The sequence below is a fragment of the Candidatus Contendobacter odensis Run_B_J11 genome (assembly GCF_000531125.1).
In the GTDB taxonomy this organism is placed as follows: Bacteria; Pseudomonadota; Gammaproteobacteria; order Competibacterales; family Competibacteraceae; genus Contendibacter; species Contendibacter odensensis.
On the sequence record NZ_CBTK010000212.1, the window covers coordinates 21865 to 38842 of the forward strand.

The window sequence follows — 16978 nt, forward strand, 5'->3', positions numbered from 1 at the left end:
CGGTAGAACGCTTCCACCATAGAATTTAACGCGCCTGGAATTGGCCGCCGGTGTCGAAACGCCAAGGCCGGGAGATTTGCAGAATATCCCACTTTTGGCGTAATTCAGGCGGAAAAGGTGCGTAAGGATCACCCAGCCTGACAATGCGTTGCGCCGCCCGATCCAGTTCAGCGTTACCGGAGGAACGGGCGACCCGAACATCGCGCAGGGAACCATCCGCGCCAATGTGTACATCCAGCACCGGGCCGGTACTCAGACTCAATTTGCGGGCGACTTCAGGAAAATTGGTTTCGCCAATCCGTTCAACCTTGCGAATCCAGGCGGCGATATAGAAGCCTTCCAGGGATTGCGTATCGTTCGGATTGACCCGCCTGCTGCGAATACTTGCGTTTGCCCGCCGCTGAGTTTCCGTGTCCAGGGTCGTGATTTGCCCAAGTAGCGCCCCGCTATCCAGCCGACCGGAAGGATTGGAGGCGGTAGTTTCGGCGCGGCGTTCGATACGGCGGGCCGGGGTTTTTACGACCGGTTGGCGCGTTTCGACTGGCGTAGGCGATGATTTGGGTTGGGCGGGTTTAGCCGGTTTGACAGGTTCCGCCGGTTTCGGAGCGACAGTGGGTTTGACGGATCGTAGGAGCAGTGGCGCGATCCTGGCGACTACAAGCGGTTTAACCGGCTTTGCGGGTTCCGTTGATTTTGGTGGAACAGTGGGTTTGACCGGTCGCGGGGAAGGTGGCGCGATCTTGGCGACTACAGGCGGTTTGACCTGCTTTGCAGCGGGCGGTTGTGACGCTGGTTTGGCGACCACGACGGGAGCCGGCACGGGTGGCGCGGGCGATGGAACCGCGATGGAGGGTGTGACCTCGGACGTTCCGGGCGCTTCGGATTCTGCCGGTTCCGGTACGGCGGTCGGTAGTTCTGGAGTGCTGGGTCGTTCCACCGGCGGCAACAATACCACGTCGAACCGAGGTGGCGCGGGCGCATGGAACCACCGCCAGTTCGTCGGGACGCCGAACAACAATGCAGTATGCAGGCCGAGCGCCAGCAACAGAGCCAGCGTTAGCCGGCGAGCGCCGGCTGCGTCATGGCTGAGGATGCCGTTCATCGATCTCCGGCGGCGGTCAGCGCCGTAACCGTCGTTCGATGGCCGTCATCAACTCGCCGCCAATATCGAGTCCAAACTGGGCGTCCAGCTCCCGTGCGCAGGTCGGGCTGGTGACGTTAATCTCGGTCAGATAGTCGCCGATCACATCCAGCCCGACGAACAACAAGCCCATTTCCCGCAGTTTCGGCGCGACCTGGGCGCAGATCCAGCGGTCGCGCTCGCTGAGCGCGATGCCCTCGCCACGTCCGCCCGCCGCCAGATTAGCGCGAGTCTCGCCGGCCTGTGGAATCCGCGCCAGCGCATAGGGCACCGGGTCGCCATCAATCAGCAGAATGCGTTTGTCGCCGGCGATCACTTCCGGCACATAACGCTGCGCCATGCTCAGTCGTCGCCCATGTGCAGTTAGCGTTTCCAGAATGACATTGATGTTGGGATCGCCCAAGCCCAGCCGGAACACCGATGCTCCACCCATGCCATCCAGCGGCTTGACCACAATGTCCTCCTGTTCGCCGAGAAACGTCTTGAGTCGCGCTGGCTCCCGGCTGACCAGGGTGGGCGGACAGCAGTGCGGGAAATTCAGGGCGAACAATTTCTCGTTGGCGTCGCGCAGGCTGCGGGGCTTGTTCACCACCAGCGCTCCTGCAATCTCGGCCAGTTCCAGCAAGTAGGTCGTGTAGATGTATTCCATGTCGAACGGCGGATCTTTGCGCATCAGGATCACATCCAGTTCCGCCAGCGGCAATTCGCGCTCATCGTGGAAAGCAAACCAGCCGTGCCGGTCATCCTGGACTCGCAGCCGCCGGGATCGACCGAACGCTTCGTTACCGCGAGCGTACAAGTCAGCCTGCTCAAAGTAATGCAGCTCCCAATTCCGGGATTGAGCGGCCAGCAGCATGGCGAAGGTCGTATCTTTCTTGATGGTGATGGTGGCGATGGGATCCATCACCACGCCAAGCTTGAGGGTCATGGTCGGCAGTTCCCTAAAAAAGTTATGGGCGAATACAAGTTCTGTCGTGGCATTGCGATGGTTAGTATGCTAAAAATCGCGCAAAAAAGACCAATCCCTTCTACTATGATTTCACATCAACAGGCTGGTGCATCGGAATCCTCGTTCGCAGCCGTCTGCCTGAATCCCCTTCGGAGGACAGTCCTGTGACAGATGCGGCAACAACCTCCCCGGCGGATCCACTTTCGTTGCATCCCTTCGATATTCTGTTGCAACTTGATCAGCGGGTTCGCGAGCGGGCGCCGGTGGTGGCGGTCAATGCGCAGTTATCGGAAATTCGTGGGCGGCTGGCGCTGCGCCTCGGTTCATGGAACCTGCTATTCTCGATGGACGATGTCGCTGAAATCATCCCGGTTCCCCGTGTTACCCGGGTGCCTGGAGTCAAGCGCTGGCTGCTGGGGATTGCCAACTTGCGCGGCAAGGTGATTTCAGTATCGGACTTGCGGGATTTTTTGATCGGTCGGCCCACCGCGCAGTTGCCGGGCAGTCAGATCGTCGTGGTGCGGGTGGGCGAGTGGGATTACGGCCTGTTAGTAGATGAAGTCGTCGGCATGAGGCATTTCGGTCCGCAGCACCGGCTGCCCACGCTGGATACGGTGGACGAGAGCCTGCGTCCCTATACTGCCGAGGCATTTCTGCATGACAATCAATACTGGCTGGTCTTCAATACCAGCGCGCTGCTTGCGGATCCCCGATTCGCCAACGCGGCCAATTAGATGTTCGAGAACTTCCCCGTCGTGTGTCGGGCGGGGCCGGTCGGGATTAGATTCAACGAGAAATAACAATGCGTGATTCGCGAGATTATTCGGCGTTGAGGGGTTTTTCAGTTACTTACTTGACGTTGTTGGGTACGTTGGTACTGTTTATCGTGCTGATGGGCGTTATTTTTGTGGTGCTGGCTCGGCAGAATCAGCAGAACGAGGTGTACTTCAAAAATGCCAGTGAGCAGCGCTTATTGTCGCGCGCTATTGTCACTGAGGCGCTTGAAGCTGCCCGCGGCAAGGAGACGGCGTTCACCAAGATCAAGGACAGCCGCGACCGCTTTGAACAGGCGTTGAACGACGAGAAGAACGGCAATGCCAGCCTGGGATTACCACCTTCACCCGAAGCGATACAACCGTATCTGGCTGCATTGGAAAGTCGCTGGAAGCCGATCCGAACTGAAATTGACACTATTCTGGCTGGGCGAGATCCGGTGGTATCGGTCAGCAATTTTGTACCCCTGTTGGAAAGCTCGTTAACCCGGATGATCGCCCTGTCCGACGACATCGCCAAAAGTCTGGCCAACAACCGGGTCGATCCACGCCAGGTTTACCTGGCGACCAACCAGCTACTGCTCGGCCAGCGGATCGAGAGCGACCTGAAGCTGATGTTGACGGAAGGCGGTCTGAGCGCTGCGGCGGCCGCCGACCGGTTCAGCCGCAATGTCAGCCTGTTCGGACGGGTACTCAAGGGGATGCGGGAAGGCGATGCGCGACTGGGCATCGATCGCGTCAACATCGCCGACAGCGCCGGCAAACTGAGCGACCTCGCCGAACTGTTCAAATCACTTGAGGCCGAAACCGCACGTATCGTTGAGAAATCGCCGGAACTGGTCAAAGTCCAGAACGCCGCCCGGAGCATTGCTGACAAAGGCGATACCCTGCTGGAGGCCACTACCAAGCTGCTTGAGCAATATACTGAAGGCAGTCGCGACTTGCGGGTGTTCGGTATCCCGCTCAACTATCAGATCGCGTACCTGCTAGGCTTTATTGCCCTGGTGTTGTTGCTGGTGCTGTTCTACGTTCAGAACCGCGAAAGCCGGCAGCGGCTGATTGATAGCGAGAACCGCAAGCAGGAAACCGAAGAGCAGAATCGCCGCAATCAGGACGCCATTCTGCGACTGCTCGACGAACTGGGTAACCTGGCCGAGGGAGACCTGACCGTTCAGGCCAGCGTGACCGAAGATATCACCGGTGCTATTGCCGATTCGGTCAACTATGCCATCGAGGCGCTGCGTGATCTGGTGTCCACCATCAACAACACTTCGGGACTGGTCGCAGCCGCAGTGCAGGAAACCAGCGCTATCGCTGACCGGCTGGCCAAGTCCAGCGAAATCCAGGCTCGACAAATTGAGAATGTCAGTGCCACCGTGATGCAGATGGCGCAGTCCATGGACGAAGTGTCAACCAAGACTGCCGCTTCCGCCGAAGTGGCTGAGAAATCGGTGGGCATCGCTCATGAGGGCGGGGATCGGGTGCGGCACACGATCCACGGAATGAATGTAATCCGTGAGCATATTCAGGACACCTCCAAGCGGATCAAGCGGCTGGGTGAATCCTCACAGGAAATCGGCGATATCGTAGCGCTGATTAATGATATTGCCGACCAGACCAACATCCTGGCGCTGAATGCGGCGATTCAGGCTTCAGCAGCGGGCGACGCCGGGCGTGGCTTTGCGGTCGTGGCCGACGAAGTGCAGCGACTGGCAGAGCGGTCCAGCAACGCCACCAAGCGCATCGAGACTCTGGTCAAAACGATTCAGGCCGATACCAACGAAGCGGTCATCTCGATGGAGAAGAGTACCGCTGAAGTGGTGGGCGGCGCGGGATTGGCAGAAAAAGCAGGCGAGGCGTTGGATGAAATCGAGAAAGTATCAGCCAAGCTGGCTGAATTGATCGACGAAATTTCCAAGTCCGCCGGGCAAGTGTCGGAAATGGCCTCGCGGGTTTCGACCGCGATGATTTCCATCAACGAAATCACTGGTCAGACCGCCGAGAGCAGCGTAGCGACCGCATCGGCCATCGGTACGCTGAATCAACTGGCGCAGGAATTGCGTCAATCGGTAGCCGGTTTCCGCCTGCCCGATTGAACTCATGGGGGTGGGATGCGAACGTGCGCTGTGTCCCGGTATAAGCTCGTTTCTGAACGGCAACCGCCCGATGGGCCGGTTTTCCGTGCGGAGGTGGTAGCGTGATGATTTCGCGTCGTATCGCCGATAATCGGTTAGGTTCCGTTAAAGACGATCTGCTGTTTGCCCTGCGGCGGATTCAGCTTGATCTGGATATGTATGGCGTGGAACCCACGGAACTGGCGCCGCTGGAAACACTGGTTGATGCTCTGGATCAGGTGCGTAGCCCGCTGGCGGCGCTGGAGCATCGTGAGGCGGTCGCCTTGCTGGATGAAATGCGTGCCGTCGTCCAGGATCGGGTGAGTGGGAAGATCGAGTCCCTCGATCTGGCGACGTTGCGGCAAGCGACCGACCGGGTCACGGGCTATCTGGAAGCATGCCTGTCACCAGGCAGTCGACGTTCGGATGCCGATCTGGCAGAGGCGGTAGCGACGTTGCGGCGGTCGCATCCGCACGCTGTGCTAACCGGAAGCAGCACTCAGACGGTTCATCTACCGGAAACACCCGCGATCTACACGCTACAGGAGACCCTGAAGCGACTCCAGCAAACGGTTGCCGGCCCCTTGGAGCAAGCGGCTGATCAGCCGGAGTCCTGGGAGGCGCTGCGCGTTGATTTGCTCGATCTGCGCCAGATGCTGGATAAGCATGACTGGGTGCCCACCACCTTGGTGCTGGATCGGCTGGATCGCATTGTGGGGGTTCTGGCCGCTGGCGCTGCCGAGTATTACGGAACGCTGGTTACCGGGGTTTGCGCGGACATCCTGGCTGGGCTGGAATACTGTCTGGAACCGCTGAGCAGTGGTGACTCCGCGCCGGCTGCGGTCCTGAAGGCCGCGCAAGACCATCTTTCGCAACTGGAAACCCTGCTGCATCTGCCGGCGCTGGCGCAAATACCAACGGCTATGTCCACTCCTCCGATCAAGCCTGTCGCCCCTGCCGCGCCAGTCATTGAACTTTTGTCACTGGATACACCGGAAGCGCTGCTACCCGAAGCGACTCCACCGCACCCGGATGTGAACATGAGCGAGGATATCACTGGGCTGGTGGAACTGATCGGTCTCGCGGAGGCTGATCCGGAATTCATCGAGGTGTTTCTTGAAGAGGCGTGCGGCGAACTGGCCGTGATCCGGGAGCAGTTGGCCCTATGGCGACAGCATCCGGAGGATCACGAGGCGATCACAATCCTGCGGCGTTCCTTCCACACGCTCAAAGGCAGCGGTCGCATGGTCGGGGCCACGGTGATCGGCGATTTCGCCTGGGAATTCGAGAACCTGCTGAATCAGGTGCTCGGCGGCAGCCTGTCCCCCAGCCCGGAGATTACCGCCGTAGTCGAGGCGGCGGCTAATGCCTTGGCACCCCTGGTGGGTGAAGTCGCACCGCACAGAGATGCGCTGGAGGCCTTGGCGCCCCTGGCTGCACGGGCGCAGGCGCTGTTGCGAATCGAACCCGAAGTTGCAGCAGCCCCGCCCGCTCGATGGGTGATTGCGCCCGATATCGATCCGGAGTTTGCCGAGGTATTTCTCGAAGAAGCACGCGGCGAATTGGCTGCGATCCAGGAGCAGTTGGCGATCTGGCGGCAGCATCTGGAGAATCGCGAGGCGCTTACCACCTTGCGTCGTGCCTTCCACACGCTCAAAGGCAGCGGTCGCGTGGTTGGCGCCACGATAATTGGCGATTTTGCCTGGCAATTTGAGAGTCTGTTGAGTCAGGTGCTGAACGGCACTCGTCCGGCTACTCTGGCACTCGCTGATCTGGTCGGCGCGGCAACAACCGCGCTGGAACCGCTGGTCAGCCAGACGCCGGCGACCGCTGAAGATGCTTTGGCGCCATTGGCCCAGTTGAGCGCACAAGCCGATCAACTGTTGCATGAGCAACCGATTGAAGCCCTGCCCGCTGCGCCCGAACCGGACGAGCGGCTCGAAATCGTGTCACTGCCGTTGCCGTTGCCGTTGCCGTTGCCGTTGCCGTTGCCGTTGCCCGCAGTCGAACCGGTGCTGGAACGGATGCCCGCTTTGGAAGCGCTGGCAATGCTGGATGCAGATATGGCGCAGGTTTTCCAGTACGAAGCGACCGAAATTCTCGACGCCAGCGACGCTATTTTGCAGCAGCTCAGCGTCAACCCCGACCAACCGGAGTTACTGAACGACCTGCGCCGGGGTATGCACACGCTCAAGGGCAGCTCGCGTATGGCCGGCATCATGACCATTGGCGACCTGGCCCACGCCGCCGAATCGGTGCTGGACGCCCTTGGCAAGATCGGAGGACGGATAACGCCGGCAGTACTCGACAGCCTGCAACATACCCTGGATCGACTGAACCGGATGCTGGCAGAAGCGGCCAGCGGGACCAGTCCGGCGTCTGCGACGGAGTTGATTGCCGATCTGCACCGCTTGGCGGATGTGGTTACCGCCGGTGAAGTGGCCGAAGAATTGCCATCCACCGCGTTGGCAAATATCCCGGAACCGGCAGCGCCGGTGACTATGATCGCAGAACCCAGTTCATTCCGAACCATGACCGAGCTGGATCAGGAACTGGCTCAGGTATTCCAGACGGAAGCGACCGAGATTCTCGACTCCAGCGACATCATCGTACAACGGTTGCGTGGCGAACCCGACAGCACCGAACTGCTGAACAATTTGCGTCGAGAAATGCATACCCTCAAGGGTAGCTCGCGCATGGCCGGTTTCATGATGGTGGGCGATCTGGCCCATGCGGCAGAATCGGTGCTGGACGCCGTCAGCAAGGGAACAATCAAGGCTTCATCGTCCATTCTCGATCCGGTTCAACGCGCCTTGGACAGCCTGCACCAGATGTTGGCCGGAGTCGTAAGCGGCACCCGCCCGCAGCCGCAACCGGCCTTGATCGATGAGTTGCAGGGCTTAATCGGCGCCAAACCGGTCGAACGTCCGCAACCGGTCGCGCCAGCGGCACCCATGATGGTTTCAACGACCGGCGCGGCGCGGACCGCCGAGAAAAACGCCGCTGCCGCACCCGCCGACAGTATCCGGGTCAGCGCTACGCTGCTCAATACTCTGGTCAATCAGATGGGTGAGAGCAGTATCTTCCGCGCCCGTATTGATCAGGGCGTCGGCGCGATGAGCCTCAACCTCAACGAGTTGGAACAAACCATCACCCGCTTGCGCCGACAGGTGACCCACCTCGCTACTCAGGCCGAGGCTCGCATCCAGTCACGGCAGGATCAGGGCGCCAAGGCGCACCAACTGGAATTCGATCCCTTGGAGCTGGACCGCTTCACCGAGCTGCAACAGGTTGCCCGCTCGCTGATGGAAATTGCCGATGATCTAGGCAACGTCGGTAACACCCTGGGTGATCATTCCCGCGAGATCACCACGCTGCTCGACCAGCAGGGTAAGGTCAACAAGGAAATCCAGCAGGGCCTGATGCGTACCGGTATGGTGCGGTTTGGCAGCATCATTCCGCGCTTGCGCCGAGTGGTGCGGCAGGCGAGCCAGGATATGGGCAAGCGCGCCGAATTGCTGGTCGGTGGTGAAGAATCGGAAGTGGACCGCACCGTGTTGGAAAACATGGTCGCGCCGCTGGAACACATGCTGCGCAATTCATTGGCGCATGGCATTGAGACCCCGGAGCAGCGGCGGTCAGTCGGTAAATCCGATATTGGCACTATCACTCTGAGTCTGCGACGTGAAGGCGCGGAACTGGTGCTGGAACTGGGCGATGACGGCAGCGGCCTGAACTTCAACGCGATCCGCACCAAGGGCGAGGAAAAGGGGCTGCTGCTACCCGGTCAGCCGGCGACCCCGGAAGAACTGATTGCGCTGCTGCTGCGCCCCGGTTTTTCCACCGCCACCGCAGTGACCCAGATCTCCGGGCGCGGCGTGGGTATGGATGTGGTAAACGAGGCCATCCGCGCCATGCGCGGCGCGTTGCTGATTCAGACCGATCCCGGTCAGGGCACCCGCTTCATCGTTCGCCTGCCGTTCTCGCTGTCGGTGACCCAAGCGCTGCTGGTGCGGGCTGGCGAAGCCACCTACGCCATTCCCCTGCTCAGTATCGAACTGGTGACCCGGATCAAGGACAGCGAGTTTCAGGCCTATCTGGCCGGCGAACACATCCAGCATCAATACAGCGACCGGCGTTATCCGCTGCACAACCTGGGCATTCTGATGGGTAGCGATCATATTCTGCCCTTCGAGGAAGTCAGCGACCGCCGACCGCCGACCCTGCTGTTCCGCAGCGCGGAGGCGAGCGCTGCACTGCAAGTTGAGGCGGTACTCGGCAATCAGGAAATCATCGTCAAGCCGGTTGGACCACAGTTCAATGCCGTATCCGGTATCTCCGGAGCCACCGTGCTGGGCGATGGGCGGGTGGTGGTGGTGCTGGAATTGGCGGCACTGGTACGTAACATCGGCTCGCAGGCTCAAAAGCAGGCGGAAAGCCGGGCGCTGCGGGCGGCGCGTCAGGAAGCCCGACCGGAGAAAATCAGCATCATGGTGGTGGACGATTCGATCACCATGCGCAAGGTAACGGCGCGGATTTTGGAGCGTCACGGCATCCAGTCCATGACCGCCAAAGACGGCCTGGATGCAGTGGCGATGCTGCAAACCCAAGTGCCCGACCTGGCTATTCTGGATATTGAAATGCCGCGCATGGACGGCTTCGAGGTGGTCGCCCATGTCCGCAACCAGCCGCATCTACGGCACATGCCGATCATCATGGTGACCTCGCGCGGTGGTGAGAAGCATCGCGAGCGCGCTTTCAAACTCGGAGTCAACGACTACCTGACCAAACCGTATCAGGAAGAACAGTTGATGCAATCCATCCGCAAGATTCTGGGCGAACGGGCGCTTGGGTTGATCACCTGAACAGGTGCGCGGTGGGCAGCGAGCGGGTAGGGCATACCGCTCACTGTCCACTGCCCGTCGCTCATCGTTCACACCGTTTTCATGGACATGTTATGGAAGCCTCTTTGAGTTTGCGTTGCTTGCTGATCACGGTACAGGGCGGGCAGATCATCCTGCCCAACAGTCTGGTCGCCGAAGTGCTGCCCTTCGCTCCGCCCCTGCAAATCGAAATGGCACCGCATTGGGTGACGGGCGCCATGCTGTGGCGGAACCTGACCACGCCGTTAGTCAGCTTGGGGCGGCTGATCTTTCGGGTGAAGGCGGAAGCGGATCTCAATTCCCGCATCATCATTGTCAACACCTTGGGGGCGGATTCCAAGCTGCCGTACTTTGGCATTCTGGGCACTTCGGCCCCTCGCCCACTGAACCTGCGGCATCAGGATATCCAGATGGATCAGGATGTTGCGGCGTCCGAATCGCATCGCCCAGGGGTTCTCGGTTGGGCGCTCTACCAGGATCAGTCGGTCATCATTCCGGATATGGAAGCCATCGAGGCCGTGTTGCAACCTCTGTTGCGCCGATCCTAGTCCCGCGCGATTTGCAGTCGGTCTCTTCATGCGATTGAGTACAGTCAAGCTGGCGGGATTCAAGTCGTTTGTAGATCCCACCGTGCTGCATCTGCCCAGCAATCTGATCGGCATCGTTGGCCCTAACGGTTGCGGCAAATCCAACATCATTGACGCCGTGCGCTGGGTGATGGGGGAAAGCTCGGCCCGCAGCCTGCGCGGCGAGACGATGAGCGATGTGATCTTCAATGGTTCAGCCAGCCGCAAGCCCGTCGGGCAGGCCGTCATTGAATTGGTGTTCGACAACAGTCAAGGTCGGCTGGGCGGACTCTGGGCCAGTTACGGCGAGATTGCTATCAAACGGTCGGTCAGCCGCGACGGTCAATCCAGCTACTTCCTCAATGGTACTCGCTGTCGCCGCCGCGACATCGCCGACATCTTCCTGGGCACCGGACTGGGGCCACGCAGCTACGCCATCATCGAGCAGGGCATGATCTCGCGGGTGATCGAATCCCGCCCGGAAGACCTGCGGGTTTTTCTGGAGGAGGCAGCGGGCATTTCCAAGTACAAGGAGCGACGCCGCGAGACTGAAACCCGCATCCGTCATACCCGCGAAAATCTCGACCGTTTGAACGACGTGCGCGAGGAACTGGGTCGGCAACTCCAGCACCTCCAACGGCAAGCCCGCGCCGCCGAGCAGTATCGCGACTGGCGCGCCGAGGAGCGCCAGTTGCGGGTGGAGCTGCTCAGCCTGCGCTGGCGAAATCTGCAAGCCGATGTGGACCATCGTGACCGTGATCTGCGCCAACGGGAAACCGTGTTGGAAGCAGTAGTAGCTGAGCAACGGCGACTGGAAGCAGAACTGGAAGCGGGACGAATGCGGCGGACGGATTTGAACGATGCGTTCAACGCGGCTCAGGGTCGCTATTACCAGGCCGGCGCGGAAATCAACCGACTCGAACAACATCTGCACCACCAACGCGAATTGCGTCAGCGACGGGAAGAAGATTGGGATCAAGTCGAAACCGCCTTAGCCCAGATCGAAGCGCAACAGACGCAGGATCGGATACAGGAAGAGGAATGGGCCACCCTGCTGATCGCCGCCGAGCCGGCATGGGCGCAGGCGCTGACGGTCGAGGCGGATGCCGGCGCCGCACTGACCGCTGCTGAGAATACCCTGCGTGAGGGGCAAGCGGCTTGGGAAGGGTTTAACCGGCAGCAGGGCGACGCTCAGCGGCAGGCCGAGGTGGAGCGCACCCGGATCGAACATCTGGATCGGCAAGTGTTGCAGGGCGGACGGCGCCTGGAGCGGTTGCAGCTCGAAGTACGGCAACTGGCGGATACCGAATTGGACCACGAAGTCGTCGAGCTGGTTGCAACTGAACAGGCCACGGCTGAGCGCTTGCAGCAGGATCAGGATGCCTTGGCGCGGATTGAAGCTGAGCAGTTTGCGGCAGGAGAAACCCAGCGGCGAACCCGCTTGACCGCGCAAGCTCTGCGCGAGCGGTTGCAGGCCGGACGCGGGCGACTGGCAGCGCTGCACACTTTGCAAGAAGCGGCGCTAGGCCGAAGCGAGGGCGGTTTGGGTAGCTGGCTGCGGGATCAGGGTCTGACCGAAGCGCCGCGATTAGCGGAATGCCTGGAGGTGGATTCAGGCTGGGAAGCCGCTGTAGAGACGGTGTTGGCGGGCTATCTGGATGCCGTTTGCGTACCGAATCTCGACAGCCCAGCGCAAGCCGCGACTGCCCTCGCGCAAGGTCATCTGACCCTGTTTGAGACTTCGGCTGTACCTTCGGCTGTACCGGCAGTAGCCGCATCGGTGACAACGGAACTGGCGGATCGCATCCATGCGCCGTGGCCACTGACTGAATTGCTGGTGGGCGTGCAGACCGCCGACACCATTACCGAAGCGCTGGTACACCGTTCTAAGTTGCGAGCGGGCGAAACGGTGGTGACGCCACAGGGGGTGTGGTTTGGACGCCACTGGCTGCGGCTGGCGCACGGCGGCGGTGATGACGGGATGCTGGGGCGTGAACGGGAAATCCGCCAGTTGGAAGCAACATTGCACGAGGATACGGCCACCCTGGAACAGCAGGATGCGCAACTGGAAGATATTCGCGCCCGCTTGCACGACCTTGAGCAGCAACGTCGCGAGATTCAGCAGGCGGTCAATCAGGGGCATCGCGATCATGCCGCCGCGCAAGGACGCTTGAATGCAGCGCAGACTCGCCGGGAACAAGCCCACGCTCGCCATGCGGCTCTGACCGAGGAACTGACCGAGTTAGCCTATCAAGGCGAACAGGATCAGGAACAGGTGGAACAGGCGCGCTCGCGGCTGGAAGAGGCGCTGCTGCGGTTGGAGAGCCTGCAAGCGGAACGGACGGAACTGAACGCGGCGCGGGAACAGGCGCAAGTTAACCTCCGGGCCTGCCGCGTTCGGGCCGATGCGGCGCGACAGGATCGGGCGCAACAGGCAGCGGCGCTTGAATCACTGCGGGTGCGGGTGGCGGCGACCGAACAGGCGTTGGCGCGATTGCACACGCAATGGCAACAATTGCAGACGCGGCAGGAGCGGTTGGCTATGGAACGCACGACGGATTCCGAAGCTGCGCTGACCACGGTCGAAGACGAACTGGCAGACGGACTGGAGCGGCGGCTGGCGCTCGAAGCGGAGTTGCAGGTGGCCCGCCAGGCGCTTGAAACTCAGGATGCTGAGTTGAAGGCGGGTGAGCAGGCCCGCAGTCGCTGCGAACGGCAGGCGGAAACCCAGCGCCGCGATATTGAAGAACAACGGTTGGTTTTAGGCGAGGCGCGGATTCGTCAGCAGAATTTGCGCGAACAGTTGAGCGAACTCGCCAGCGATCCGGAAACGGTATTGCCGACCTTGCCGGCGGTGGCGGTTGAAAATGACTGGCTGGCGCGGTTGGAACAGGTAGAGCGACGGATTCAGCGGTTGGGCGCGATCAATCTGGCGGCAATTGAGGAATTTGCCCAGTTGTCGGAGCGCAAACAGTATCTCGATGCGCAAAATGCTGATCTGCTGGAGGCGCTGACCACCCTGGAAAATGCCATTCGGAAAATTGACCGCGAGACCCGTGCTCGTTTCCGTGAGACCTTCGAGCAGGTGAATGTCGGTTTGCAAGCACTGTTTCCACGCCTGTTCGGGGGCGGTGAGGCGCATCTGGAACTGACCGGCGAGGATGTACTCGATGCCGGAGTGGCGATCATGGCCAAACCTCCCGGCAAGCGGATCGGTTCGATCAGCCTGATGTCCGGCGGCGAGAAGGCGTTAACGGCAGTTGCGCTGGTGTTCGCCATTTTCCAACTTAATCCGGCGCCGTTCTGTCTGCTGGACGAGGTAGACGCGCCGCTGGATGAAGCCAATGTGGGTCGCTTTGGGGCGCTGGTTCAGGATATGTCAGCGCGAGTGCAGTTCATCTTTATCACCCACAATAAGTCCACCATGGCTATCGCCCAGCATCTGGCCGGCGTGACCATGCAGGAACCGGGGGTATCACGGCTGGTGGCGGTGGATGTCGAGGAGGCTGTGCGGCTGGCCATGGTCAGCTAGATTTGTGCAAGCGCTGCGATTTCAGTATAAACGACGGTGTGTATAGCCCCCAGTCCTGACCGATATGGGGGCTTGGTTTTATAACGGTATTGCGATGCAACATTTTTTGAGCGTGTGGCCTGGGGCTTTCGATTTATGGAAATGGACAGAACACAGTTGCAGTGGCTGCTGATCGGCATCGGTGCCGTGGTCGTAGTCTTAATTTTTCTTTGGGGTATCCGATCCAGCATCAAGGAAGGACTCCGTAACCGTCGCCGGCGGCCAGAGCGGGAGCCGGTATTGGGCGAGACCCAAGCGCCGTTTGCAGGTGATAATGATGGGCCGGTACAGCATGATTTTGGCGATTTAGGCTACCTCACGCCCGATCATCATCTCGCTGACAAGGCGTTGGTGGATGTGGAAATTCGGACCATCCATCGTGAGGTCGAGACCCAATCGGTATTTACCGCCGCAGACCCTGAGGTTGAATCGGATTCGTGGTTATCGCCGGATCTGGATCCGGAAACAGCGCCACAAATGACGGTGGTTCTCACGGTGATGGCGGCCCCACATCGCCCTTTTCGAGGGCCGCGCATCCAGGCGGTTGCCGAGGAACTACAGTTCCGGTTAGGCGCAGGTGGCCTGTTCGAGCGCTTCCCCGATGGTAAGGCCGACGCCGATACGCCAGTATTCAGTCTGGCGCATCTGCGTGAACCGGGTTCGTTCGACTTGCAAACGCTGCCCGAACTCAGAACGCCGGGCTTGTTGCTGTTCATGCACCTGCCTGGCCCGCTGGAAGGAACCCAGGCGCTGAATCTGTTGGTATTCGCCGCCGACCAGTGGGCGCAAAAATTGGGTGGCGTGATTTGCGATGGACGCCGCAACCGGATGAACAATCAGGCGTTAATGCATCTGCGCGCCGAGGTCAGCGATCTGGAACGGCGGCTGCGGGCTTGGGCGCAATCACATGGATGGCAGGAGTAGGACATGGCGGCTTCTTCCGATATGCAGTTTCGCGTCGCCGGGTTGCGTGACCAGATCAACGGACACAATCACCGCTATTACGTTCTGGACGATCCGGCAATCCCCGATGCCGAGTATGACCGGCTGTTTCAAGAGCTACAGGCGCTTGAAGCGGCCCACCCTGAATTATGCAGCGTCTCTTCACCGACCCAGCGGGTGGGTGGTAAACCGCTGGATGCTTTTACGCCGGTGCGGCATCGAGTGCCGATGTTGTCCATTCACACCGAAACCGATACCGGTCCCGGTGGTGCGCTGGCCTTTGATGCCCAGGTGCGGCGCGATCTGGGGTTGAGCGAAGAGTCAGCGCCGGTTGAGTATGCCTGCGAGCTGAAGTTCGACGGTTTGGCTATCAGTCTGCGTTATGAGAACGGGATGCTGGTGCAGGCCGCCACCCGCGGCGACGGCGAGATGGGCGAGGATGTCACCCAGAACGTGCGTACCATCCAGGTGGTGCCGCTCCGGTTGCAGGGCGCTGTACCTGAAGTGCTGGAAGTGCGCGGTGAAGCGTACATGAGCCGTGCGGACTTTGAGCGCTACAATGCCCGACAGCGCGTCGCTGGACGACCTACACTGGTCAATCCGCGCAACGGCGCGGCGGGTAGCCTCCGGCAACTGGATCCGGGCTTGGCGGCGAAGCGGCCGCTTTCCTTTTTTGCTTATGGGCTGGGCGAGGTGCAGGGTTGGGAATGTCCTGTGACCCAAAGCGCGGTACTCGATGCGCTGGCCGCTTTGGGCCTGCCGGTGAGCGGTGAACGCACAGCGGTGCAGGGTGCGGCTGGGCTAATTGCGTTTCATCGCGCTATCGCTGAGAAGCGTGATGCGCTGCCCTTCGAGATTGACGGGGTGGTGTACAAGGTCAACCGGCTGGACTGGCAGCGACAACTGGGTTTTCGCACCCGCGAGCCGCGCTGGGCGGTGGCGCATAAATTTCCGGCGCAGGAACAGTTGACCGTAGTTGAAGCCATTGAGGTGCAAGTCGGGCGCACTGGCGCGATTACGCCGGTGGCGCGACTTAAACCGGTGTTCGTGGGCGGCGTCACTGTCACCAATGCGACCTTGCACAATGCCGACGAGGTGGCGCGCAAGGATGTCCGGGTCGGCGATACCGTGATCGTGCGCCGCGCCGGCGATGTGATTCCCGAAGTGGTCGGCGTGGTGCTGGATCGCCGCCCCGCCGATGCTCAGTCGTTCGTGATGCCGGAAAGCTGTCCGGTGTGTGAGTCGCAAGTGATCCGCCCGGAAGGGGAATCGGTCGCTCGCTGCATCGGCGGCCTGTACTGTCCCGCTCAGCGCAAGGAAGCCCTCCGTCATTTCGCCTCACGTCGCGCAATGGACATCGAAGGATTGGGCGACAAGCTGGTGGATCAACTGGTAGAACGGAACCTGGTACACAATCCCGCTGATCTTTATGCGCTGGATGAATTAGCGCTGGCCGAGTTGGAACGAATGGGCGCCAAATCCGCTACTAAGCTGATCGAGGCGCTGGACCGGAGTAAGACCACTACATTGGCGCGGTTTCTATATGCGCTGGGGATTCGCGAAGTGGGTGAGGCCACCGCGCTTGCCTTGGAGAGACATTTCGGTACTTTGGATGCGGTGATGGTTGCCAACGTGGATCGCCTGCAACAGACCCCGGATGTTGGCCCGGTGGTCGCCGCTGCCCTCCATGCCTTTTTCCAGGAACCGCACAATCAGGATGTGATCGCCCGGTTGCAGAGGGCCGGAGTTCATTGGCCGGAAGCGGCGGCAAAATTCAGCGATAAACAACCTCTCGCGGGCAAAGCCTTGGTGCTGACCGGAACGCTGGATGCGCTAAGTCGCGACGAGGCGACTGATCAGTTGCGGGCGCTGGGCGCCAAGGTGGCGGGCAGCGTGTCGAAGAAAACCGATTACGTTGTCGCAGGCCGCGATCCCGGTTCCAAGCTGGATAAAGCGCGGGAGTTAGGTGTGAAGGTGCTGGACGAGGCGGGATTGTTAGCGTTGCTGGATAACAGCCGTTGAACGATCCGTTCTCCGCA

At 60.5% G+C, this 16978-nt stretch carries 9 protein-coding genes; 7 read left to right on the top strand and 2 right to left on the bottom strand.

The features are described from left to right. Positions 1 to 25: 25 nt before the first annotated feature. Positions 26 to 1102 (bottom strand): energy transducer TonB family protein, encoded by a 1077-nt coding sequence (locus BN874_RS12505; protein WP_034433838.1) that lies wholly within the window; start codon positions 1100 to 1102, stop codon positions 26 to 28. Between the two features lie 16 nt (positions 1103 to 1118). Continuing rightward, the gene (gene gshB / locus BN874_RS12510) at positions 1119 to 2069 is read right to left on the bottom strand and encodes a glutathione synthase (RefSeq protein ID WP_034433841.1); all 951 of its coding nucleotides are present in this window, start codon (positions 2067 to 2069) and stop codon (positions 1119 to 1121) included. Between the two features lie 185 nt (positions 2070 to 2254). On the opposite strand from gshB, the gene BN874_RS22650 reads away from it, so the two are divergent. The 7 genes from BN874_RS22650 to ligA all read left to right on the top strand — a co-directional run bounded on the left by BN874_RS22650 (position 2255) and on the right by ligA (position 16961). Further along, entirely contained in the window at positions 2255 to 2824 is a 570-nt protein-coding gene (locus BN874_RS22650) for a chemotaxis protein CheW (RefSeq protein ID WP_051497797.1), read from the top strand. 68 nt (positions 2825 to 2892) lie between these two features. Beyond that, on the top strand, positions 2893 to 4959 hold the full coding sequence (locus tag BN874_RS12520) for a methyl-accepting chemotaxis protein (RefSeq protein WP_034433843.1): 2067 nt from the start codon (positions 2893 to 2895) through the stop codon (positions 4957 to 4959). 104 nt (positions 4960 to 5063) lie between these two features. Next, a complete protein-coding gene (locus BN874_RS12525) occupies positions 5064 to 9842 on the top strand; it encodes an Hpt domain-containing protein (protein WP_034433847.1) in 4779 nt (1592 codons plus the stop codon). A 92-nt stretch (positions 9843 to 9934) separates the two neighbouring features. Continuing rightward, positions 9935 to 10408: a chemotaxis protein CheW gene (locus BN874_RS12530; protein WP_081756373.1), complete on the top strand. Its 474-nt coding sequence runs from the start codon at positions 9935 to 9937 to the stop codon at positions 10406 to 10408. Positions 10409 to 10436: 28 nt separating this feature from the next. Then, positions 10437 to 13958 carry a chromosome segregation protein SMC gene (gene smc / locus BN874_RS12535; RefSeq protein WP_034433851.1) on the top strand — a complete coding sequence of 1174 codons (3522 nt, stop codon included), beginning with the start codon at positions 10437 to 10439 and terminating at the stop codon, positions 13956 to 13958. A gap of 141 nt (positions 13959 to 14099) precedes the next feature. Beyond that, a complete protein-coding gene (locus BN874_RS22655) occupies positions 14100 to 14921 on the top strand; it encodes a cell division protein ZipA (RefSeq protein ID WP_195912185.1) in 822 nt (273 codons plus the stop codon). A gap of 3 nt (positions 14922 to 14924) precedes the next feature. Beyond that, positions 14925 to 16961, top strand: a complete 2037-nt coding sequence (ligA, locus tag BN874_RS12545; protein ID WP_034433853.1) for an NAD-dependent DNA ligase LigA — start codon at positions 14925 to 14927, stop codon at positions 16959 to 16961. Positions 16962 to 16978: the final 17 nt, after the last annotated feature.